Source organism: Streptomyces sp. MGP-BFMKR1, from assembly GCF_057766585.1.
The window spans coordinates 5,215,780-5,235,765 of sequence record NZ_CM173408.1 but is presented as its reverse complement, the minus strand read 5'-3'; the positions used below and the strand labels follow the sequence as shown (position 1 = coordinate 5,235,765).

Annotated in this window: 25 protein-coding genes; 19 read left to right on the top strand and 6 right to left on the bottom strand. The window is 71.8% G+C overall.

The features are described 5' to 3' along the window. Positions 1-752: 752 nt before the first annotated feature. Positions 753-1,445, bottom strand: a complete 693-nt coding sequence (locus AC3CHW_RS20730; RefSeq protein WP_187060224.1) for an iron-dependent transcriptional repressor DtxR — start codon at positions 1,443-1,445, stop codon at positions 753-755. Positions 1,446-1,710: 265 nt separating this feature from the next. On the opposite strand from AC3CHW_RS20730, the gene AC3CHW_RS20725 reads away from it, so the two are divergent. Then, positions 1,711-2,484 carry an SIS domain-containing protein gene (locus tag AC3CHW_RS20725; RefSeq protein ID WP_488467458.1) on the top strand — a complete coding sequence of 258 codons (774 nt, stop codon included), beginning with the start codon at positions 1,711-1,713 and terminating at the stop codon, positions 2,482-2,484. Between the two features lie 269 nt (positions 2,485-2,753). Here the strand turns inward: AC3CHW_RS20725 and AC3CHW_RS20720 are convergent, their stop codons facing one another. Further along, positions 2,754-4,325 carry a PAS domain-containing protein gene (locus AC3CHW_RS20720; RefSeq protein ID WP_488467457.1) on the bottom strand — a complete coding sequence of 524 codons (1,572 nt, stop codon included), beginning with the start codon at positions 4,323-4,325 and terminating at the stop codon, positions 2,754-2,756. A gap of 672 nt (positions 4,326-4,997) precedes the next feature. On the opposite strand from AC3CHW_RS20720, the gene AC3CHW_RS20715 reads away from it, so the two are divergent. Next, positions 4,998-5,540: a hypothetical protein gene (locus AC3CHW_RS20715; protein WP_488467456.1), complete on the top strand. Its 543-nt coding sequence runs from the start codon at positions 4,998-5,000 to the stop codon at positions 5,538-5,540. Between the two features lie 154 nt (positions 5,541-5,694). On the opposite strand, the gene pdxH is transcribed toward AC3CHW_RS20715, so the two are convergent. Next, the gene (pdxH, locus tag AC3CHW_RS20710; protein WP_488467455.1) at positions 5,695-6,381 is read right to left on the bottom strand and encodes a pyridoxamine 5'-phosphate oxidase; all 687 of its coding nucleotides are present in this window, start codon (positions 6,379-6,381) and stop codon (positions 5,695-5,697) included. Between the two features lie 379 nt (positions 6,382-6,760). Between pdxH and AC3CHW_RS20705 the strand changes: the two genes are divergently transcribed. From AC3CHW_RS20705 to AC3CHW_RS20690, 4 genes are all read left to right on the top strand, one after another. Further along, positions 6,761-7,861, top strand: a complete 1,101-nt coding sequence (locus AC3CHW_RS20705) for a citrate synthase 2 (RefSeq protein ID WP_187063568.1) — start codon at positions 6,761-6,763, stop codon at positions 7,859-7,861. A gap of 305 nt (positions 7,862-8,166) precedes the next feature. Then, positions 8,167-9,399 carry a Cmx/CmrA family chloramphenicol efflux MFS transporter gene (locus AC3CHW_RS20700; protein WP_488467454.1) on the top strand — a complete coding sequence of 411 codons (1,233 nt, stop codon included), beginning with the start codon at positions 8,167-8,169 and terminating at the stop codon, positions 9,397-9,399. Positions 9,400-9,449: 50 nt separating this feature from the next. Next, positions 9,450-9,872 (top strand): RidA family protein, encoded by a 423-nt coding sequence (locus AC3CHW_RS20695; protein ID WP_488467453.1) that lies wholly within the window; start codon positions 9,450-9,452, stop codon positions 9,870-9,872. Between the two features lie 51 nt (positions 9,873-9,923). Further along, positions 9,924-10,502 carry a TetR/AcrR family transcriptional regulator gene (locus tag AC3CHW_RS20690; protein ID WP_488467452.1) on the top strand — a complete coding sequence of 193 codons (579 nt, stop codon included), beginning with the start codon at positions 9,924-9,926 and terminating at the stop codon, positions 10,500-10,502. Positions 10,503-10,646: 144 nt separating this feature from the next. On the opposite strand, the gene AC3CHW_RS20685 is transcribed toward AC3CHW_RS20690, so the two are convergent. Further along, entirely contained in the window at positions 10,647-11,114 is a 468-nt protein-coding gene (locus AC3CHW_RS20685) for an NUDIX hydrolase (protein ID WP_488467451.1), read from the bottom strand. Continuing rightward, positions 11,111-11,431 (bottom strand): hypothetical protein, encoded by a 321-nt coding sequence (locus AC3CHW_RS20680; RefSeq protein ID WP_387593157.1) that lies wholly within the window; start codon positions 11,429-11,431, stop codon positions 11,111-11,113. Before AC3CHW_RS20680 ends, AC3CHW_RS20685 begins: the two co-directional genes overlap by 4 nt. A gap of 432 nt (positions 11,432-11,863) precedes the next feature. Between AC3CHW_RS20680 and AC3CHW_RS20675 the strand changes: the two genes are divergently transcribed. The 8 genes from AC3CHW_RS20675 to AC3CHW_RS20640 all read left to right on the top strand — a co-directional run bounded on the left by AC3CHW_RS20675 (position 11,864) and on the right by AC3CHW_RS20640 (position 14,535). Next, positions 11,864-12,688, top strand: a complete 825-nt coding sequence (locus tag AC3CHW_RS20675) for a helix-turn-helix domain-containing protein (protein WP_488467450.1) — start codon at positions 11,864-11,866, stop codon at positions 12,686-12,688. Positions 12,689-12,699: 11 nt separating this feature from the next. Next, positions 12,700-12,900: a DUF397 domain-containing protein gene (locus AC3CHW_RS20670; protein ID WP_488467449.1), complete on the top strand. Its 201-nt coding sequence runs from the start codon at positions 12,700-12,702 to the stop codon at positions 12,898-12,900. Between the two features lie 220 nt (positions 12,901-13,120). After that, entirely contained in the window at positions 13,121-13,321 is a 201-nt protein-coding gene (locus AC3CHW_RS20665; protein WP_488467448.1) for a DUF397 domain-containing protein, read from the top strand. 47 nt (positions 13,322-13,368) lie between these two features. Continuing rightward, a complete protein-coding gene (locus tag AC3CHW_RS20660) occupies positions 13,369-13,569 on the top strand; it encodes a DUF397 domain-containing protein (protein WP_488467447.1) in 201 nt (66 codons plus the stop codon). 34 nt (positions 13,570-13,603) lie between these two features. Further along, on the top strand, positions 13,604-13,816 hold the full coding sequence (locus AC3CHW_RS20655; protein ID WP_488467446.1) for a DUF397 domain-containing protein: 213 nt from the start codon (positions 13,604-13,606) through the stop codon (positions 13,814-13,816). Between the two features lie 35 nt (positions 13,817-13,851). After that, positions 13,852-14,052, top strand: coding sequence for a DUF397 domain-containing protein (locus AC3CHW_RS20650; protein WP_488467445.1), 201 nt, complete (start codon positions 13,852-13,854; stop codon positions 14,050-14,052). 34 nt (positions 14,053-14,086) lie between these two features. Continuing rightward, positions 14,087-14,287, top strand: coding sequence for a DUF397 domain-containing protein (locus AC3CHW_RS20645; RefSeq protein ID WP_459247174.1), 201 nt, complete (start codon positions 14,087-14,089; stop codon positions 14,285-14,287). Between the two features lie 47 nt (positions 14,288-14,334). Continuing rightward, positions 14,335-14,535 (top strand): DUF397 domain-containing protein, encoded by a 201-nt coding sequence (locus AC3CHW_RS20640; protein WP_488467444.1) that lies wholly within the window; start codon positions 14,335-14,337, stop codon positions 14,533-14,535. Positions 14,536-14,595: 60 nt separating this feature from the next. Here AC3CHW_RS20640 and AC3CHW_RS20635 read toward each other — a convergent pair whose 3' ends face one another. After that, positions 14,596-15,240 carry a hypothetical protein gene (locus tag AC3CHW_RS20635; protein WP_488467443.1) on the bottom strand — a complete coding sequence of 215 codons (645 nt, stop codon included), beginning with the start codon at positions 15,238-15,240 and terminating at the stop codon, positions 14,596-14,598. 243 nt (positions 15,241-15,483) lie between these two features. Here AC3CHW_RS20635 and AC3CHW_RS20630 point away from each other — a divergent pair, with 243 nt between their 5' ends. The 5 genes from AC3CHW_RS20630 (at position 15,484) to AC3CHW_RS20610 (ending at position 19,842) form a co-directional block, all read left to right on the top strand. After that, on the top strand, positions 15,484-15,813 hold the full coding sequence (locus AC3CHW_RS20630; RefSeq protein ID WP_176162191.1) for a PadR family transcriptional regulator: 330 nt from the start codon (positions 15,484-15,486) through the stop codon (positions 15,811-15,813). Between the two features lie 2 nt (positions 15,814-15,815). After that, positions 15,816-16,205, top strand: a complete 390-nt coding sequence (locus tag AC3CHW_RS20625) for a DUF1048 domain-containing protein (RefSeq protein ID WP_488467442.1) — start codon at positions 15,816-15,818, stop codon at positions 16,203-16,205. A 329-nt stretch (positions 16,206-16,534) separates the two neighbouring features. Then, entirely contained in the window at positions 16,535-17,572 is a 1,038-nt protein-coding gene (locus AC3CHW_RS20620) for an ATP-binding cassette domain-containing protein (protein ID WP_488467441.1), read from the top strand. Further along, positions 17,569-18,360 (top strand): ABC transporter permease, encoded by a 792-nt coding sequence (locus tag AC3CHW_RS20615; RefSeq protein ID WP_459247168.1) that lies wholly within the window; start codon positions 17,569-17,571, stop codon positions 18,358-18,360. Before AC3CHW_RS20620 ends, AC3CHW_RS20615 begins: the two co-directional genes overlap by 4 nt. 264 nt (positions 18,361-18,624) lie before the next feature. Next, positions 18,625-19,842: an IS110 family RNA-guided transposase gene (locus AC3CHW_RS20610; RefSeq protein WP_488467440.1), complete on the top strand. Its 1,218-nt coding sequence runs from the start codon at positions 18,625-18,627 to the stop codon at positions 19,840-19,842. The last annotated feature ends 144 nt before the right edge of the window (positions 19,843-19,986 follow it).

Below are 19,986 nucleotides of genomic sequence, written 5' to 3'. Positions count from 1 at the left end.
GAGCTCGGGGCTCCAGGTCGCCATCGGGGAACGGGGAGGCAGGGCCCCGGCGGCCACGGCAGCCGGGGCCCTTGTGTCGCCCACCTCGCGGCGCGCGACCCATGGCGTACGGGCGCGCTATCCACGACCTTGACGGGCCCATCGGCCCCCCTCCTCAGCCCCGGGAGATACCGGGGTCCCGTGTGCCCACATCCCCGGTTCTCAACGCAACTCCGCGCATATGCGCCAGCGACAGCGTTGCACGCCGGGCGCCCGGGCGCGCGGTTTCCCCCAACTCCGGCGCGGAAAAACCGCGTTGCCGCAGGAGGTCGCCACGGCCGGCGCGCGGGCCCGGAAGCGTACGGCGCGACCCCGGCGCGAGCCACGCGCGCCGCGCCCCACGCGCCGACCCGCCGCGCCCGCCCCGCTCCCCTACCCCGCCCCCTCCTCCCTGCGCGGCGACCACACGGCCGACACCACACCGTCGGCGACCGCGCCCGCCAGCGACCCCGAGGCCGGCGCCACACACGGGCGTGGCGCCGACCCCCATTGCGGGGGCCGGCGCCACGGTGATCCGAAAGCGATTCGCAAGCGGTCTCGAAGCGATCCAGAACGATGGGAAGACGAACCGACGACGAACCGAAGAAGGTCCACGGACGATCCGGCACGCGAACCGGAACCAGAACGCGAGCCGCAACGCGATCCGAAGACGATCGCGAAAGCGGTCCGAGGAGTTCGGGAGAAGCGTCCGGAAGGCGATCCGGGGAGTGGTGCTAGCGCTTGGCCACGAACACGTGCGACGCGATGGCGGACTCCAGCTCCGCCGCCTCACCGCTGCTGCCGATCAGGACACCCCCGGCCGACTCGGTCACGCTGACCACCGCGCCGGGCTGCACTCCAGCTCGCCGCAGCGTGTACATGAGCTGGGAGTCCGTCTGGATGGGCTCGCCGATGCGGCGCACCACGACGGTCTTGCCCTCCGTGCCCGGCTCCAGCTCCAGCAGGCTCACCATGCTGGAGTCCAGGAACGGATCGGCCTCGGCCGGCTCGCCCAGCTCCTCCAGGCCGGGGATCGGGTTGCCGTACGGCGACTCGGTGGGGTGCCGCAGCAGCTCAAGGACGCGGCGCTCCACCGCCTCGCTCATCACGTGCTCCCAGCGGCACGCCTCCGCGTGCACCTGCTCCCACTCCAGGCCGATGACGTCGACGAGCAGGCACTCGGCGAGCCGGTGCTTGCGCATGACGCGCGTCGCCAGCCGGCGCCCCTCGTCGGTCAGCTCCAGGTGCCGGTCGCCGGCGACGGTCACCAGGCCGTCGCGCTCCATTCGCGCCACGGTCTGGCTGACCGTGGGGCCGCTCTGATCGAGCCGCTCCGCGATCCGAGCGCGCATCGGGACCACGCCTTCTTCTTCGAGCTCCAAGATGGTGCGGAGATACATCTCCGTCGTATCGATCAAACCGGACATGTGCGTGCCCCTCGATGTGTCGTGCGGTGGCCCTGGACTCAATTCTGACGCATCCCACTGGTAACCGGGACTCGCGCGCGTGATCGGCTGGTGTTCGACCGAGTACGGCGTATTGACAGGGCACTGGTCCAGACCGCAACGTGATCCGCGCCACGCACACCACGGACACGACAGCACAGGCCGGAGAAGCGGGCGCAGCCGTGCGCGCTCCGGAGCGAAAACACCCGAATAACGAAAGAAAAACGAAGGAAAGGGCCCCTCGTCGATGAGCGAGAGCACGCGGTCAGTCCCTGCCCCCCTGGCCGAGCGGTACCTCGACGCAGCCATCGCCCTGCTACGCGCCGTGCGGGACGAGGAAGCCGGGCCCATCGCCGAGGCGGGCACGATGATCGCGGACACCGTGCAGGCGGGCGGGCGGCTCTTCGCCTTCGGTGCCGGGCACTCCTCGCTGCCCGCCCAGGACGTCGTGTACCGCGCGGGTGGGCTCGCGCTGATGAACCTGCTCCAGGTGCCGGGCGTGATCGGCGTCGACGTGCGGCCGGCCACCCTGGGCAGCGCGCTGGAGCGGGTGAACGGGCTGGCCGGTGTGGTCCTGGACACCAGCCCGGCCGTGGCCGGCGACCTGCTGGTGATCATCTCGCTGTCCGGTCGGAACGCCCTGCCCGTGGAGATGGCGATGAACGCCCGGGCGCTCGGCCTGAAGGTGATCGGCGTGACGTCGGTGGCGTACGCGTCGGAGACCAAGTCGCGGCACGCGTCGGGGACCTTCCTGAAGGACCACTGCGACCTCGTCCTCGACAGCAAGATCGCGGTCGGCGACGCCGAGTTGAGCGCCGACGGCGTCGCCGCGCCGTTCGCCCCGGCGTCGACGGTGGTGACCAGCGCCGTGATGCAGGCGGTCCTGGCGACTGCGGCCGGCGAGTTGGCCGCGCGCGGCATCGACCCGCCGCTGCTGCGCTCGGGCAACGTGGACGGCGGCCACGATTGGAACGGACGCGTGATGGCCGAGTACGGCGACCGGATCTTCTACCGGCACTGAGCCGCGCACCCCGTACACCCCGCCGGTGGCCGGCCTCGTACGCCCCCCCGGCCTGCGGGCCGCCCACCCCCGTACGCCCTCGCCGATCCCGTACGCCCCGGCGCCCGCCCCGGACGCCCCTGCACTCCGCAGGCCCCGCCTCCGCCGGCGGGGGCGCGCGCCGGCGTGACGCCACGCGCCACGCCAACCCCGCTCCTGCCGGCGCGAGCCAACGGCCCCGGGGCCCGACCCGATCCGGCCGGCCCCGGTCAAGCGCCAAGCGCCAAGCGCTAGCGCAACCGCTGGGCCAGGTCGATCGCCGCGGCGACGCGGACCGCCACGTCCTCCGCGTACGCCGCGTCCGCGCGGTCGAAGGCGCGGCGGCTGGCGCCGCGCAGGAAGGAGGCCACGCCCAGGGTGCGGCCCCGGCTGCGGAGCACCGCGCACAGGCCGTGCACCGTGCCGCTCGGCCACTTGCGTGCTGCCGCCCACTGGGTGCTGATCTCCTCGTCGGCGCGGCTCGCGCTGGCGCGCACGGAGCCGCCACGGTCGGCGGCCTGGAGCGCGGGGTGGCCCGCCGCGTATGCGACCGGGATGCCGTCGGTGGTGCCGGCGGGGGCGTTGGGCCCGATGCCGGTGGCGGCTCCGGCGGGGGCGGCCACCGCGCGGACGAGCACGATCGGCGGCCGGTCCGGCAGCGCCGCCCCGGGCCCGGGGGGCGCGAGCCCGGACGGGGCGGCCCCGGGGTCGGCCCCGCTCGGCGTACGCCCGTCCGGCCGGCCCGGCGACGGTTCGCGGACGAGGTCGATCAGGGCGTGGTCGGCGAAGCCGGCCAGGGCGAAGTCGAGGTAGACGGTGGCCGCCTCGAACGGGTCCTCGCACTCGGCGGCGGCCCGCGCGGCGCGGTGCAGTTGGTTGCTCCGAAAACGCATCCGGGCCCCCTCCTGCTCGGCCCGCTTGGCCTCCGTCACATCGCGGAAGATCCAGGCCACGCCGAGCGGAACCGCCTCCTCAGAGAGGGGCGAGGCCAGCCGGAGGAAGCCGCTGCGCCAACAGCGGCGCGGGGGCGGCTGGCCGAGGTCGGCGCCCTCGCCGCGAACGGTCACCCAGATCTCGGTCGGCTCGGGAGGCGCGCCCTCCGCGAGTACGTGTTGGAAGGCGCTCTCCACCTCCTCCACGCCCTGGTCGAGGAGTTCCCCCAGCGGGCGGCCGAGCAGCGTGGCGCGGCCGGCGCCCAGCGAGCGCGCCGCGTGGCCGTTGACGACCGCCGGGCGCAGGTCGGCGTCGACCAGGACCACGCCCCAGGACGCGTCCTCGAACAGCGCCTCGCTCAGGGCGATGGAGCGCTCCAGGTCGACCTGGGTGTGCACCTCGCTGAAGGCGCAGTACACGCCGGCGGCCTCGCCGTCAGCGCCGGGCACGGCGGCGGACTGGGTGCGGACCAGGACCCGGCCACCGTCCTTGGTCAGCAGCGCGAACTCGTGCACCTGGCGGCCCGGTGCCCGCATCGCGCCCAGGAGCAGCGTCTCGACCTCGGCCGCGTCGGCCGCGCGTACCGCCCAGCCCGCCAGGCCGCGCCGGCCGACCGCCTCGTCGGCGGACCAGCCGAGCATGCGTTCCGCCTCCCGGTTCCAATGGGTGACGGTGCCGTCGGCGTCGAACGCGCACAGCGCGGCGTCCATGCCGTCGAGCAGGGCGGCGAGGAGGTCGGAGTCGTCCCGGTCGGCCGGACAGTCGGGCCCGGCGCCCTGCGGGCCGGCGCCGGACGGGTCGGGTGCCGGGTCGCCGGCGGGATCGACGGCGTCGGACGCGGGTGGGGAACCCGAGGAACGGGCGGGCTCGGAGCGTGGCGAAGCGGTCACCGGTCACCCCCTGCTGGTCGTGCTGAACGGGCGGGACGTGGCTCTCGGTCGGAAAGATCTGAAAGGAACTGAGAAGAACGGAAAGAACCGAAGATCTGAGGTGCTCAAGTATCCGAGGCGTGCCGTGCGGGCCGGAAGCGGTCGAACGACGGATGGGGCGGGTGCGGCGGGCCGTGCGCGCGCGACGGCCACACGACGAGATATTCAACTCGAACGTGACGCGCACCACACCACCTTCCGCGAAATCGTTGCCTGCCGGAAATTCGGTTGTGAGGCGGCGGAGGGGTTCCTAGGCTTGAGGTACACGAGAAGGGAGGTGGTTCGGCCGATGTACGAAATCCGGACGCGTGAGGTGACTGCGGGCTAGTCGCCCGACGTCACATCTCGCCTTCCCCCCGTCTCCGCGGCGCGGAGCCCGGTGGGAACAGGCCGCGTAACGCCGGACGTGCACACGCAAGCTGTGTGCGGCTGGCCAATCCCAAGCAGTCACCCGACCCGCGAGTCGCCGGTACGTCCGACCGGCCCCGATGCGCCACCAGGCGCGCCGGGAAGCGACTCGCGGGTCGTCTGTTTTCCCGGGCCTCCCCGGCGGACCCCCGCCCCCGTCCCTCGCTCGCACGCGATCGGGCCAGGCCCTGCCGCCCGCCGCGTCGCCTTGGTTAGGGTGCGGCCATGGCCACCGCCCGCGCCGACGAACCGGTCCTGCTCGACCCCCAGGGCCCCGTGATCACGGCCATCGCGTGCGCCGTGGGCACCGCCCTGTTCCTGGGCGCGGGAGGGGCCTGCTGTTACGTCGTCGCCCGCACGATCGCCGAGTTCGGCGGAATCGGCGCCGGGTGGACGTGGGCCGGCGCCGGTCTCGCCCTGCTCGCGGCGTTCGTCGCCAGTGTCGGGTGGTCCACGGCCGTCTCCGCCCGCGCGGAGCGGCGGGCCACGCTCCAGCTCGCCGCGCACGGCGTCGACGCGTCCGCCCTGGTCCTGGCGGTCGCCTCCGCCCCGCCGACCAACGACCACCACTTCCAGGTCCGGCTGTTGATGCGCGTCAGCGGCCCCGGCTTCGCGCCCTTCGAATACGGCGCCGAGGTTCTGCGGTACCGGTTCGGCGGGGCCACGCGGGGGACGGTGCTGCCGGCCCGGGTCCATCCGGTCACCCGCGTGTTCACCATCGACCGCCCGCCGTCGCCGCCGGCCCCGACCCCGGCCCCGGAAGCCTGACGCGCCGGCCGCCGCACGCGGGCCGACGGCCCCCGTATCCGGGCAAGGGGCGCGCCCCGCGCTGCGGAACCGTTGGGACCGGTGGAACGCGTGGGGCCGGTGGGGCCGCTGTGGTCCGGTACGCCCCGGTGGCTGGCTGGCTGGCGTCAGCCGATCACGGGCAGAGGCGTTCGACGCGCCAGGGGCCCGCGGGCTCGGACGTACGGACGTAGCGCAGGCGGTCGTGGAGGCGGTTGGCGCGGCCCTGCCAGAACTCCACCGCCTCGGGCGTGACGCGGAAGCCGCCCCACTGCGGGGGCACCGGGACCTGCTCGTTCGGCGGGTAGCGGTCGGCGAGTTCGGCGTACATGCGGTCGAGTTCGGCGCGGGAGCCGATCACCTCGGACTGGTGGCTGGCCCAGGCGCCCAGTTGGGAGCCGTGGGGGCGGGTGCGGAAGTACGCCGCCGTCTCGTCCCGCCCGGTGCGCCGCACGGTGCCGGTGATGATGACCTGCCGGTCGACCGGGTGCCAGGGGAAGAGGAGGGAGACCGCGGGGTTGGCGGCGAGTTGACGACCCTTGCGGGAGCCGTAGTTGGTGAAGAAGACGAAGCCGCGCTCGTCGTAGCCCTTGAGCAGGACGGTACGGGAGTGCGGGCGGCCCGCCTCGTCGACGGTGCTGACGACCATCGCGTTCGGCTCGTGCAGGCCGCTGGTGACGGCCTCTTCGAACCAGTGGGTGAACTGGGCGAAGGGCGTGGCGGCGAGGTCGGATTCGAGGAGCCCGGCGCCGCGGTAGTGCTCACGCATGGCGGCGGGGTCATGGACACGCGGCTGCTGCGGGTCGGCATGGGACACGCGCATATCTTGCAGCATGCCGGGCAGGCCCCTGCACGCTGCCCCGGGGCGGGCCGCCGTAACCCTCTCGGGTGGAAGGGGGCAGTGTGCCTCTTCTCACGCTTCCCCGCAGGTGGCGAACCCACCAAAATCATCGACTGACCCACTGTGGCCTCCGGACACCACCAACTATCGTGTCCGGTCCTGGACCGAGCCGCACCACTTCACCGTCCGGGCCGGCTCCGCACGCGACTGGATGACCGCCACGTCGCGCGGGGCCGGTACCGAGGGGCGGTCGTCACGGATCGCGAGCCGCGCCTGCGGCCGTGAAACCGCGCCGATTCCCCCATTCCTTGACAACTTGGTCACAAGCCGCTTTGTCGACCACTCTCAGAGGAGCCGCCTGATGTCCGACTTCGTACCCGGACTTGAAGGAGTCGTCGCGTTCGAAACGGAGATCGCCGAACCCGACAAGGAAGGCGGCGCCCTCCGCTATCGCGGCGTGGACATCGAGGACCTGGTGGGCCACGTCTCGTTCGGGAACGTGTGGGGTCTGCTGGTGGACGGGGCGTTCAATCCCGGGCTGCCGCCCGCCGAGCCGTTCCCGATCCCCGTGCACTCCGGCGACATCCGGGTGGACGTGCAGTCCGCGCTGGCCATGCTGGCGCCCGTGTGGGGCCTGAAACCGCTGCTCGACATCGACGAGGAGCAGGCCCGCGAGGACCTGGCGCGTGCGGCCGTGATGGCCCTGTCGTACGTGGCGCAGTCGGCGCGCGGCCAGGGGCTGCCGATGGTGCCGCAGCGCGAGATCGACAAGGCGGAGACCGTCGTGGAGCGCTTCATGCGGCGCTGGCGCGGCGAGCCCGACCCGAAGCACGTGGCGGCCGTGGACGCGTACTGGACCTCGGCGGCCGAGCACGGCATGAACGCCTCCACGTTCACCGCCCGCGTCATCGCCTCCACCGGCTCCGACGTGGCCGCCGCCCTCTCGGGCGCGGTGGGCGCGATGTCGGGCCCGCTGCACGGCGGGGCCCCGTCCCGCGTCCTCGGCATGATCGAGGAGATCGAGCGGACCGGCGACGCGAGCGCGTACGTGAAGGGCGCGCTCGACCGTGGCGAGCGGCTGATGGGCTTCGGGCACCGGGTCTACCGGGCCGAGGACCCGCGCGCCCGCGTCCTGCGCCGCACCGCCCGCGAGTTGGGCGCGCCGCGCTTCGAGGTGGCCGAGGCGCTGGAGAAGGCCGCCCTCGAGGAGCTGCACGCGCGCCGCCCCGACCGGGTGCTGGCCACCAACGTCGAGTTCTGGGCCGCGATCGTGCTGGACTTCGCGGAGGTCCCGGCGCACATGTTCACCTCGATGTTCACCTGTGCCCGCACGGCCGGCTGGAGCGCGCACATCCTGGAGCAGAAGCGCACCGGGCGCCTGGTCCGCCCGTCCGCGCGGTACACCGGCCCGGGCTCGCGTGACCCGAAGGACATCGTCGGGTACGCCGACATCGCCCGCTGACCCGGGCCACCCACCCCACGGGCCAGGCCACCCTCACGGGCCCACCGGCCCGCCGTTCCGCCTCCTCGCCCCGTCGTCCCGGCCACGCGCCGGGACCGCGGGGCGTTCGCGCGTCCCCGTCCGATCACGGTGTGCCGACGTTTTGAAGCGACCGCTTCACAACATGCTAGGGTCCGGAGCGACGAGAACGGGCACCCTCGCGCCCCACTTCTGAAGCGACCGCTCCACAACGCGCCCGCCACTCCCCCGCCCCCACCGCACCGACCCACCGACCCACCGACCCACCGACCCACCGGAGGAACATCGTGCCGCTGCCGGTCTACGCCCTGGGCTTCGTGATCTTCACCCAGGGGACCTCCGAGTTCATGCTCTCCGGGCTGCTCCCGGGCATGGCCGATGACCTGGGCGTCTCCATTCCCGACGCGGGATTGCTGATCTCCGCCTTCGCCATCGGCATGGTCGTCGGCGCGCCGCTGCTCGCCCTCACCACGCTGCGCTGGCCGCGCCGCACCGCGCTCGTCGCGCTCCAGGCCGTCTTCATCGCCGCACACGTGGTGGGCGCGCTCGCGCCCGGTTACGGGGTGCTGTTCGCGACCCGCGTCATCAGCGCCCTCGTCTACGCCGGCTGCTGGGGCGTTGCCCTGGCCGCGGCGGTGAGCCTCGCGCCGGCCGGCGCGACCGGTCGGGCCGTCGCCACGGTGGCCGGCGGCCTCACACTCGCGACCATCGTGGGCGTCCCGGCCGGCACGCTGCTCAGCCAGCACGCGGGGTGGCGGGCCGCGTTCTGGGCGGTGGCCGTCGCGACGCTGGTCAGCCTGGTCTGCACGGTGTTGGCCGTCCCCGCCGGGCGCGGCACGAACGTCCCCGCCGGCTCCGCCCGCGCCGAGCTGCGCGGCATGGCCAGGCCGCACCTGTGGCTCTCGTACGCGATCACGGCGTTCACCTTTGGCGCGGTCATCGTCACCTTCAGCTATCTGGCGTCGCTGCTGACCGAGGTGAGCGGGCTCGCCGAGGGGTGGGTGCCGGCCGTGCTGGCGCTGTTCGGGGTCGGCGGGTTGCTGGGCATCGCGGTCGGCGGCCGGCTGGCCGAGGCGTACCCGCTGCGCACGCTCGGGTGGGGGCTCGGCGGGCTGGTCCTCGTCTCCGGGGTGCTGGCCCTCACGGCGCGGCACGCGGCGGTCGCGGTCGGGCTGGTCTTCGTCCTCGGCTTCGTCGCCTGGGTGACCAACCCGGCGCTCCAGTCCCGGGTGTTCGCCCTCGCGCCGGAGGCGCCGACGCTGGCCGGCGCCACCAACACGGCCGCCTTCAACGTCGGCAACACGCTGGCCCCGATGCTCGGCGGCGTGGTCATCGACGCGGGGTACGGCTTCACCGCCGTGGCCTGGGTGGGCGTCGCGCTGGCCGTCGCCGGCTGCGCCGGCACGCTGTGGGCGGCCCACCTCGCCGCCCGCACCACCAACCCTTCGCCCGTACGCCCCGCCGACGCCCTCGCCGCGAAGGACCGCTCCCCCGCCCCGCTGCTCGGCTCCGACGCCTGACCGTCCGGGCCACGACCCCAATCACCAGCACCGAACCGAGGAGTCACGCCATGACACCGCCTTCCCCCACCGTCCGCACCCGCGTCACCGCCGACCCCGACTGGTACGAGTCGGCCGGGATCTCGCTGGCCGTCCGGGTCGGGGAGTTGGTCTTCACCTCGGGCCAGGCGCCCGTCGACGCGCACGGCGCGACCGTCGGCGTCGGCGACTTCACGGCGCAGGCCCAGCAGGCGTTCGCCAACCTGGCCACGGTGCTGGCCAACGCGGGCTCCGGGCTCGACCAGCTCGTCAAGGTCACGGTCTTCGTCACCGACGTCGCCCACCAGGACGCCTTCGCCGCCCTGCGCGCCCAGCACTACCCGACCGCGCCCTTCCCCGCCGAGTCCTTCGTCCAGGTCGCCGCGCTCGCGGACCCCCGGTGGCTGATCGAGATCGAGGCGGTGGCGCTGGTGGGAGCCGGCCCCGCCCGGTGACCGCGACCCCAGGGTTTTGTACGGGCGCTACAAAACCCTTACCGTGACGTCATGGCCAGGCCACGCGCGTTCGAGGAGGGCCGCGTCGTGGACGCGGCGATGGAGACGTTCTGGCGGCACGGGTACGAGGCCACCTCGACCCGCGAGCTGAGCCAGAGCACGGGGCTCGGCCCGTCAAGCCTGTACAACACCTTCGGCGGCAAGCGGCAACTCTTCGTACGCGCCCTGCGCCGGTACTGCGAGACCGCCACCGCCCGCCAGGTCGAGGTGCTCCAGCAACCGGGCCCGGTGCGCGAACGGCTGCGCGCGCTGATGGTGGAGGCCATCGACGCCGACCTGGACCGCGAGAGCCCGCGCGGCTGCTTCGCCGTCAACTCGGCCATCGAGGCGGCCGGCAGCGACCCGGAGGTCAAGGAGGCCGTGCGGGGCAACTTCGGGCGGGTGGAGGACGAGTTGTGCGCGGTGCTGACCTTCGGCCAGAGCACCGGCGAGATCCGCGCCGACCGCGACGCCCGCGCCCTGGCCCGCCAGGTGCAGACCGCGTACTACGGGCTGCGGGTGCTGGCGCGGGCCAGTGACGACCGGGACGCGTTGCTGAGCACGGTGGAACTCACGCTGGCGGGGGTGTGAGCGGGGTCTGACCGGGGCGTCTCCGTGCGGTGGCGGCGGGTCGGGCGGGCGCCCTGACGAGGCCGGCGAGGCGCGGACAGGTTGCGGCAGGCAGTGTTCGCGCTGGTCGGGGGCCTGCCGGGCGGCCGGCCCGGCAGGGGCGGCTCAGCCCTCGTCGGGCAGGCCGCCGCGCCACAGCACCGCCGACGTGTGCCGGCTGGTGAGCAGCGCGCGGAAGGCGTGGGCCAGCGCGACGCGGCCCACGTCGCGCATCGGCGTCCACACCGTGTGCGACCGCCCGCAGTCGTCGCAGGGCGGCGTCCCGTCGGCGGCCAGCCAGCCACCGTCGAAGACCAGGCCCACCTGCTCCTCGTGACCCGGTTCGGCCGGCTGCTGGTCGACGGCGAGCAGCCGCAGCGGCTCCGGCGCGCGCAACCCCAGGGCCGCCGCCACCCGCCCCGCGGCGTACGGGATGGGTTCGCCGGGCCGCAGGATGACGCCCGGCGGCGCGGGCCGCTCGTCCCGGACGACCTGGAGTACGTGCGGCCAGGACCGGCTGACGTCGAGCGGGTGGGACGGGTCGGCGGGGCGCCACACCAGCAGGTGGACCCACGTCTGACGGGGCCGCGTCACGGCCCCGTCCCGCCCGCGATCTGAGCCATGCCGGCGCACTCCTCGGGGCTCCGGTCGTCGAAGGTGCACAGTCCGCACGTGTCGCTGCCGTTGGACCAGAACCAGCCCTCGACCGTGCTGTGTTCGACCCTGCGCGCGTTGGGACAGAGCACGTCCTTGCGCAGCGCGTCGGGGTCGAAGAGCGCGAGTTCGTAGGCGTGCTGGAAGTCGGTGTCGGTGACCGGCGACCACGTGTCGTCGGTGCGCAGGAAGAAGCGGAGCGCCACGCCGCGTACGACGACGCGGTGCGTGCCCTCGAAGACGCGACGGTTCAGCACGCTGAGTCACCTCGCCCGGCGCCATGCCGCCCGAACTCCCGCTGCCCGGGTACCCGTTCGAGGGGATCTTCGCGAAGACGCTGGACACGCGAAAGCTCGGTGGCCCTACGGTGCTGAATGGCGGCGCGGAACGTCTTGGTCCGCTCGCCAACCATGCGGATGGCCTGGCAATTGCCACCTGAACGCCGGCTTTCCGTACGCGAGTTGATCTCTTGGGCCACCAACACGGTTGCCTGCTGATCTGCTCGCGCCGCGCCCTCGTACGAGGCGACGGGCGCGGTCAACTTGTCATCGGACGGCGTGGGGGCAGGGGTGGAGGACATGGTGAAACCGCTCCTCTCCGTAGCGACATCACTACCGGGGGGATTCAGCGTGACCCACAGCGCGTAACCCTTCAAATAATCCAAGCCGAAGGAAGAGTTGGAGTCGACCATGGTCAACCGCAAGGACCTGAACCCCGACAGCAGCCCGCGCGCCGCCTACGGTGCACGTTTACGGAGGCACCGCGAGAACCGCGGCTGGACCCAGGAGCAACTGGCCGACCGCCTGGGCCTGTCCAGCCAGCACGTTTCGGCCGTGGAAACCGCACGGAAACCGCCAACCCTTCCGTTCTCACGCAAGGCAGATGATGCCTTCGGCGTGGCCAACTCCGCCGAGTCGTTCGAGCGCCAGTGGCGCGACATTCGGCACGGGAACTTGCTGGAGGGGTTTCCGGAGTACGTCGGGTTGGAGGGGCGCGCCGTCGAGATCCGGCTGTTCACGGTCGGCATCGTTCCGGGATTGCTCCAGACGCCCAGGTACGCACGCGCCATCGCGGAGGGCCACATGCGACGGAACCGCATCACACCCGAGCAGGCCGAAGAACGCGTCACGCTCCTGGCTGAGCGCCAGAAGGCCCTCGTGCGAACCCGACCTCCCATCGTCATGGTGGTGGTGGACGAGAGCTGCATCCGGCGTCGCGTCGGCGGCAAGGAGGTGATGCGCGAGCAGCTCGCACACCTGGAGGAGTTCGCCGAGCGGCCGAACACCACACTCCAGCTCGCCCCGTTCGAGATGGGCGAGCGAAGGCCGTTCACTCTGCCGGTCAACCTGCTGACCATGACGGATCGCTCGATGGTCGCCTATACGGAGTCCCACGCCCAGGGACATCTGGAGCGCGAAAGCAGCTTCGTACTGGACGCATTGGCGGACTACCATCAACTCCAGGCCGAATCCCTGTCGCAGGCTGAGTCTGTGGCGTTGATCAATCAGGCATGAAAGGGCGCCCCGTGACGACCGAACCCCGCTGGACCAAGTCCTCCTACAGTGACAATGGCGGTGACTGCGTCGAGGTCGCCGCCAACCTCGCCGCCCACGGCACCGTCCCCGTCCGGGACAGCAAGAACCCGCACGGCCCGGCCCTCGCCTTCGACACGTCGGCCTGGTCGGCCTTCGTGGCAGGCGTCAAGTCCGGCGACTTCGACGCGTAACCGCGTACGACGCAACAGGCCCCCGCAGCACTTCGAGCAAGAGCAGCGGGGGCCTTCGCATGCCCGGGCGTACGCCAATGCCAGCCATTGCACCCCGAGTTGAGACGAACGCGCCCTACCGCGCTCCCCCTGCCGGCGCCCTACCCTCCCTCGCAGGCCGAGGCGCGCACACTCAGCCCTCGCCCGTGACCCTGACCCGTCACCCACGAAGGGGCACCGCATGGATCCCGAACCGCGCTGGACCAAGTCCTCCTACAGCAACAACGGCGGCGAGTGTGTCGAGGTCGCCACCAACCTCGCCGCCCACGGCACCGTGCCCGTCCGCGACAGCAAGAACCCAGGCGGTCCCACCCTCACCTTCGACCCCACGGCCTGGTCGGCATTCGTGACAGGCGCCAAAGCCGGCGACTTCCACGCGTGACACACGGCGTAGCCAACCCCCGCGACAGCCAGCGAAGGAGCACCCACATGGCGACCCAACCCCGTTGGATCAAGTCCTCCTACAGCAACAACGGCGGCGACTGCGTCGAGGTCGCCACCAACCTCACCACCCACGGCACCGTGGCGGTCCGCGACAGCAAGGACCCAGACGGCCCCACTCTCACCTTCGAACCCACGACCTGGAAGGCATTCGTCGCGGGCGTACGGTCCGGCGACTTCACGGCGTAAAGCCCCCACTTACCCCGCGACAGAAGGACCCCCTGTGACCCGCGAACCACGCTGGACCAAGTCCTCCTACAGCTCCAACGGCGGAAACTGCGTTGAGGTCGCCACCAACCTCGCCCCACACGGCACCATCCCCGTCCGCGACAGCAAGGACCCACACGGCCCCACCCTCACCTTCGACCCCACGGCCTGGTCGGCATTCGTAACAGGCGTCAAAGCCGGCGACTTCCACGCGTATCCCACGGCGTAGCCAACCCCCGCGACAGCCAGCGAAGGAGCACCCACATGGCGACCCAACCCCGTTGGATCAAGTCCTCCCACAGCAGCAACGGCGGCGACTGCGTCGAGGTCGCCACCAACCTCGCCGCCCACGGCACCGTGCCCGTCCGCGACAGCAAAGACCCAGACGGTCCCACCCTCACCTTCGACGCCTCCGCCTGGGAAGCATTCGTCGCAGGCGTACGGTCCGGCGACTTCACGGCGTAAAGCCCCCACTCACTCCGCGCCAGAAGGACCCCCTATGACCCGCGAACCACGCTGGACCAAGTCCTCTCACAGCTCCAACGGTGGCGAGTGTGTCGAGGTCGCCACCAACCTCGCCGCCCACGGCACCGTGCCGGTGCGGGACAGCAAGAACCCGCACGGCCCGGCCCTCGCCTTCGACACGTCGGCCTGGTCGGCCTTCGTGGCAGGCGTCAAGGCCGGCGACTTCCACGCGTAACCCACGGCGTAGCGAACCGCCACAACAGCCAGCGAAGGAGCACCCACATGGCGACCCAACCCCGTTGGATCAAGTCCTCCCACAGCAGCAACGGCGGAGCTTGCGTCGAGGTCGCCGCCAACCTCGCCGCCTACGGCACCATCCCCGTACGCGACAGCAAGAACCCCAACGGTCCCACCCTCACCTTCGAACCCACGTCCTGGAAGGCATTCGTGGCGAGCCTCAAGGCTGGCAGCTTCACCGCGTAATCGCGTACGACGCAACAGACCCCCGCAACTCTTCGACCGAAAGCGGCGGGGGTCTTCACCTCACGGCCGCGCCTCCCCGCGTATCGCGCTCCGGATGAGGTCGGCGGCCTCGGCCGGCCGATCGGCGGTGAAGTACACCCGCCGGGCCAGGGTCGGCTCACCCTTGCGGAACCGGACGGGAAGAGGCTCGGCGAGTTCGAGGGCCATGGTGGTGGCGCTGCTGACCGAGCAGGCCACGGCGTCGTCCTCGTCCAACGAGCGGCGCAGGCCGTGGCTGGGCGTCATGCCGTGCGCGGCTCGTACGGTCTGGATCTGGTGGAGCGGGATCGCCAGGGCGCGGAAGGGGCCGGTGCGCAGGTACAGCGTGTGGGCGTCGATCAGGTGGGGAGTGCGCGCGGTCATCGCGCAGAACCCCACCGTCAGGACCACCGAGACCACGACCCAGGCCAGATGCAGTGGCCGGTAGGCGGCGGGGACCATCGCGTCCACGACCAGGCTGGCCACCAGGTCGGCGGCGGTGATCGACCAGATGATGGTGCGGGAGTCGGCGGAGTGCCGTATCGCGCGGTGCGCGCCAGGGTGCGTGACCGGCTTGCGTGCCAACCAGGCGGCGAGATCGCGCAGCATGGTCTTCGTCCAGGTCAGGGCCGATCGTCGAGGCATGGTGCCGGACGGGACGCGGTCACGGATGTCGTCTTGCGCCATGCGTACTCCCCCTGCCGCGAAGGCCCGTGGCCAGGGCCGAACTCCCTGCCGCCAGCCCGAGTATGGCCGCCTCGGTCAGCGCGGATGCCACTCGCCCCACCGTTCCCGTCCCCGAGAGCGGCCGAGGCCCGCCGCAGGGCGGCCGAGCATCAGCCCACTATTCCGTCTTGCTAAGTACCAGTAGTCAGCGTTACGGTGTACCAGTACTCAACAGCGCTGACTAGCGCAGAGGGGAGGTGCTTCATGGCCAAGCTGCTGACCGAGATGCTCAAGGGCACGTTGGAGGGCATCATCCTGGCCTCTCTGTCCGGTCGGCCCGCGTACGGCTACGAGATCACGGCGCGACTGCGTGAGCAGGGGTTCTCCGACATCGCCGAGGGGACCATCTACGCGCTGCTCGTCCGGATGGAGAAGCGCGGGCTCGTCGACGTGAAGAAGGTGCCGTCCGAGAAGGGGCCGCCACGCAAGGTGCACTCCCTCAACGCCGAGGGAGTGGAGTACCTCGAAGAGTTCTGGAGGACGTGGAGCTTCCTCACGGAACGACTGGAACAGCTCCGCGAAGGGGGAAAGTGAACATGTCTGATGCCGAGAAGAGCGGCTTCCTCTCCAAGGTGATCGGGCCCAAGAAGCGCTGGCGGGCGTACAAGGCGCGCGTCAAGGAACTGCCGGCGAACTACCAACTGGCGGCCGAGGCCATCGAGCGACACCTGATGCACTTCGTACCGACCGACAACGACAACGCCGCGACGATGTTCGAGGACCTCGCCGACCTGATCGAGGAGGCCGCTGCGAACGGAACGCCGATCCGCGAGATCGTCGGCGAGGACCCGGCGGAGTTCGTCGCCGAGTTCGCCCAGAACTACACGGACGGCGCCTACGTCCCCGCCAGCCTGCGCGAACGGCTGGCCAACGACATCGCGCGCGCCGAGGCCGAGCCCCCGGAGGGTTCCGAGGGCACCGCGTAGCCCCGCACCGTACGTCCCGTACCGCACACCGCGTACCGAGTACCGCACGTTCCGTACCGCACGCCGCGTACGCACCACCTGCCGCGAGCCGGCGCATCAGCCGCCGCGCCATCCGAGCCGCGCCGCCGTCGCGCCGGGCCCCCGCGTCACCGTTCCGCCGCCGCGCCGGGCCCGGCGGCCGGCCCCGGCCACGACCGGGCCGGCCGCCCCGCACCACGCGCCCCGCATCACGCACACCACCACACGCGCCCCGCCACGCCGCGCCCCGCAACGCCGCACCCCCAGCCGCTCACGCCATCGCACGGGAGAACTCCATGCCTTCCTCTGTCATGCCCACGTCCAAAACCGGGGTCGGTCCCGCTCCGTCGACCGCCGTCTCCGCCGTCGGGTTGCGCAAGTCGTACGGTGACAAGACCGTCCTCGACGGCATCGACCTGCGCATCCCGGCCGGAACGGTCTTCGCCCTGCTCGGCCCGAACGGCGCCGGCAAGACCACCGCCGTGAAGATCCTCTCCACCCTCATCACCGCCGACGCCGGCGAGTTGCACGTCGGCGGGTACGACCTGACCACCGATCCGCAGGCCGTGCGGGCCGCGATCGGTGTCACCGGGCAGTTCTCCGCCGTGGACGGGCTGATCACCGGCGAGGAGAACATGCTCCTCATGGCCGACCTGCACCACCTCTCCCGCCGCGAGGGGCGGCGCGTCGCCGCCGAACTGCTGGAGCGGTTCGACCTGGTGGGGGCCGCGAAGAAGCCCGCCGCCACCTACTCCGGCGGCATGAAGCGTCGGCTGGACATCGCGATGACCCTGGTCGGCGGCCCGCGGATCATCTTCCTCGACGAGCCGACCACCGGCCTCGACCCACGCAGCCGCCACAACATGTGGGGCATCATCCGCGGACTCGTCTCCACCGGGGTGACCGTCTTCCTCACCACCCAGTACCTGGAGGAGGCCGACCAACTCGCCGACCGCATCGCCGTGTTGAACGACGGGAGGATCGCGGCCGAGGGCACCGCCGACCAGCTCAAGCGGCTCGTCCCCGGTGGTCACGTCCGACTGCGGTTCTCCGATCCGGCCCGGTACCAGTCGGCCGCCGCCGTGCTGCGCGAGGCCAACCGGGACGACGCGGCGCTGGCCCTGCGGGTCCCCAGCGACGGCAGCCAGCGCGAGCTGCGCTCGGTCCTCGACTGGCTCGACTCGGTCGGTATCGAGGCGGACGAACTGACCGTGCACACCCCCGACCTGGACGACGTGTTCTTCGCCCTGACGGGCCCGAGCGCCGACTCCACCGCCGCCGGCTCCACCGCCAGCCCCATCACCCGCCCCACCGCCGTCCCCCACCAGCGCAAGGAGAACGACCGATGAGCGCCCTCGCCCTCGCCGTCCGCGACTCGACCACGATGCTGCGCCGCAACCTGCTGCACGCCCGGCGCTACCCGTCCGCCACCCTGAACCTGCTGCTCACCCCGATCATGATGCTGCTGCTCTTCGTCTACATCTTCGGTGACGTGATGAGCGCGGGCATCGGGGGCGGCGGCGCCGACCGCTCCGAGTACGTCGCCTACCTCGTCCCTGGCATCCTGCTGATGAGCATCGGCAGCACCGTGATCGGGGCCGCGGTGCACGTCTCCATGGACATGAACGAGGGCCTCGTCGCCCGCTTCCGCACGATGGCGATCCACCGCACCTCGGTGATCATCGGGCACGTGGTCGGCAGCGTGTTGCAGTGCCTGGCCAGCGTGGTCCTCGTCGGCGCCGTCGGCGTGGCCATCGGCTTCCGCTCCACCGACGCCACGGTCCTGGAATGGCTGGCCGCCTTCGGACTGATCGCGCTGTTCGCCCTGGCGCTCACCTGGATCGCGGTCGGGATGGGCATGTCCAGCCCGAACCCCGAGGCGGCCAGCAACGCGGCCATGCCGCTGATCCTCCTGCCGCTGATCTCCAGCGCCTTCATCCCGGCCAGCACCATGCCGGGCTGGTTCCGGCCGATCGCCGAGTACCAGCCGTTCACCCCGGCCATCGAGACGCTGCGCGGCCTGTTGCTCGGCTCCGAGATCGGCAACGACGGGTGGATCGCCGTCGCCTGGTGCGTCGCGCTGACCGCGCTCGGCTACGTCTGGGCGACGGCGCGCTTCAACCGCGACCCGGCGTGAGCCCCGTTATGTTTTTCGCGGTCCTGCAAGAGGGCCGCTGGCCTCCGGGCCCGGCATGACTGTTGCCCCCTGTCGATGGGATGACCTGGGGGGTGGTGTCACCGGGTCCGAGGGGTGCCGTCGGAGACGCTGATCAGAGGTCCGGCCACCGTCCGGTCCGGCGTAATGCCGGACAGCTCGCGGGCGGCAGGTCTGCATAACGTGGATGCGCGAGTACGACACCGCTGCCGAGGCCGGCACCGTCAACACCTCCGGGAGGGCGCGATGTTCGACACCGAAGACGTGGGTGTGTTTCTGGGCCTGGACGTCGGCAAGAGTGCCCATCACGGCCACGGACTCACCCCGGCGGGCAAGAAGGTCTTCGACAAACAGCTGCCCAACAGCGAGCCGAAGCTGCGGGCCGTGCTCGACAAGCTGGCCGTGAAGTTCGGCACCGTCCTGGTGGTCGTGGACCAGCCCGCCTCCATCGGCGCTCTGCCTCTGACCGTGGCCCGGGACGCGGGCTGCCAGGTCGCCTACCTGCCTGGCCTGGCGATGCGGCGGATCGCTGACCTGTATCCAGGCGAGGCCAAGACCGATGCGAAGGACGCGGCCGTGATCGCGGACGCGGCCCGCACCATGCCGCACACGCTGCGCTCGCTGGAGCTCACCGACGAAATCACCGCCGAACTCACTGTCCTGGTCGGGTTCGACCAGGACCTCGCCGCCGAGGCCACCCGCACCAGCAACCGGATACGCGGCCTGCTCACCCAGTTCCATCCCAGCCTGGAACGCGTCCTCGGCCCCCGCCTCGACCACCAGGCCGTCACCTGGCTGCTGGAACGCCACGGCTCCCCGGCCGCACTGCGGAAAGCCGGCCGCCGCAGACTCGTCGAACTGATCCGGCCCAAAGCCCCGCGCATGGCCCAGCGGCTGATCGATGATGTCTTCGACGCACTCGACGAGCAGACCGTCGTCGTCCCCGGCACCGGCACGCTCGACATCGTCATCCCCACCCTGGCCTCCTCCCTGGCCACCGTCCATACCCAGCGCCGGGCTCTGGAAGCCCAAATCAACACCCTGCTGGAGGCCCACCCTCTTTCCCCGGTCCTGACGTCGATGCCCGGCGTCGGCGTCAGGACCGCCGCCGTCCTGCTGGTCACCGTCGGCGACGGCACCAGCTTCCCCACCGCCGCCCACCTCGCCTCCTACGCAGGACTCGCCCCCACCACGAAGTCGTCGGGAACCTCTATCCACGGTGAACACGCACCCCGAGGCGGAAACCGGCAGCTCAAACGCGCCATGTTCCTCTCCGCCTTCGCCTGCATGAACGCCGACCCGGCCTCCCGCACCTACTACGACCGCCAGCGAGCCCGCGGCAAGACCCACACCCAGGCCCTCCTCCGCCTCGCCCGCCAGCGCATCAGCGTCCTGTTCGCCATGCTCCGCGATGGCACCTTCTACGAACCCCGCGCCCCCAAGGACGTCGAACTCGCCGCATAACCCCAGCGAGCCCGAACCACCCCAAACCGAACCCGGACGCCTTGACGAAAGACATAGAGGCACCCCCCCCGGACCCTCGTCCGGCGAGGTCGACGGCAGACCGCCGCCCGAGCCCCCTCGCCCGCCCCCCGTAACGACCGCGCC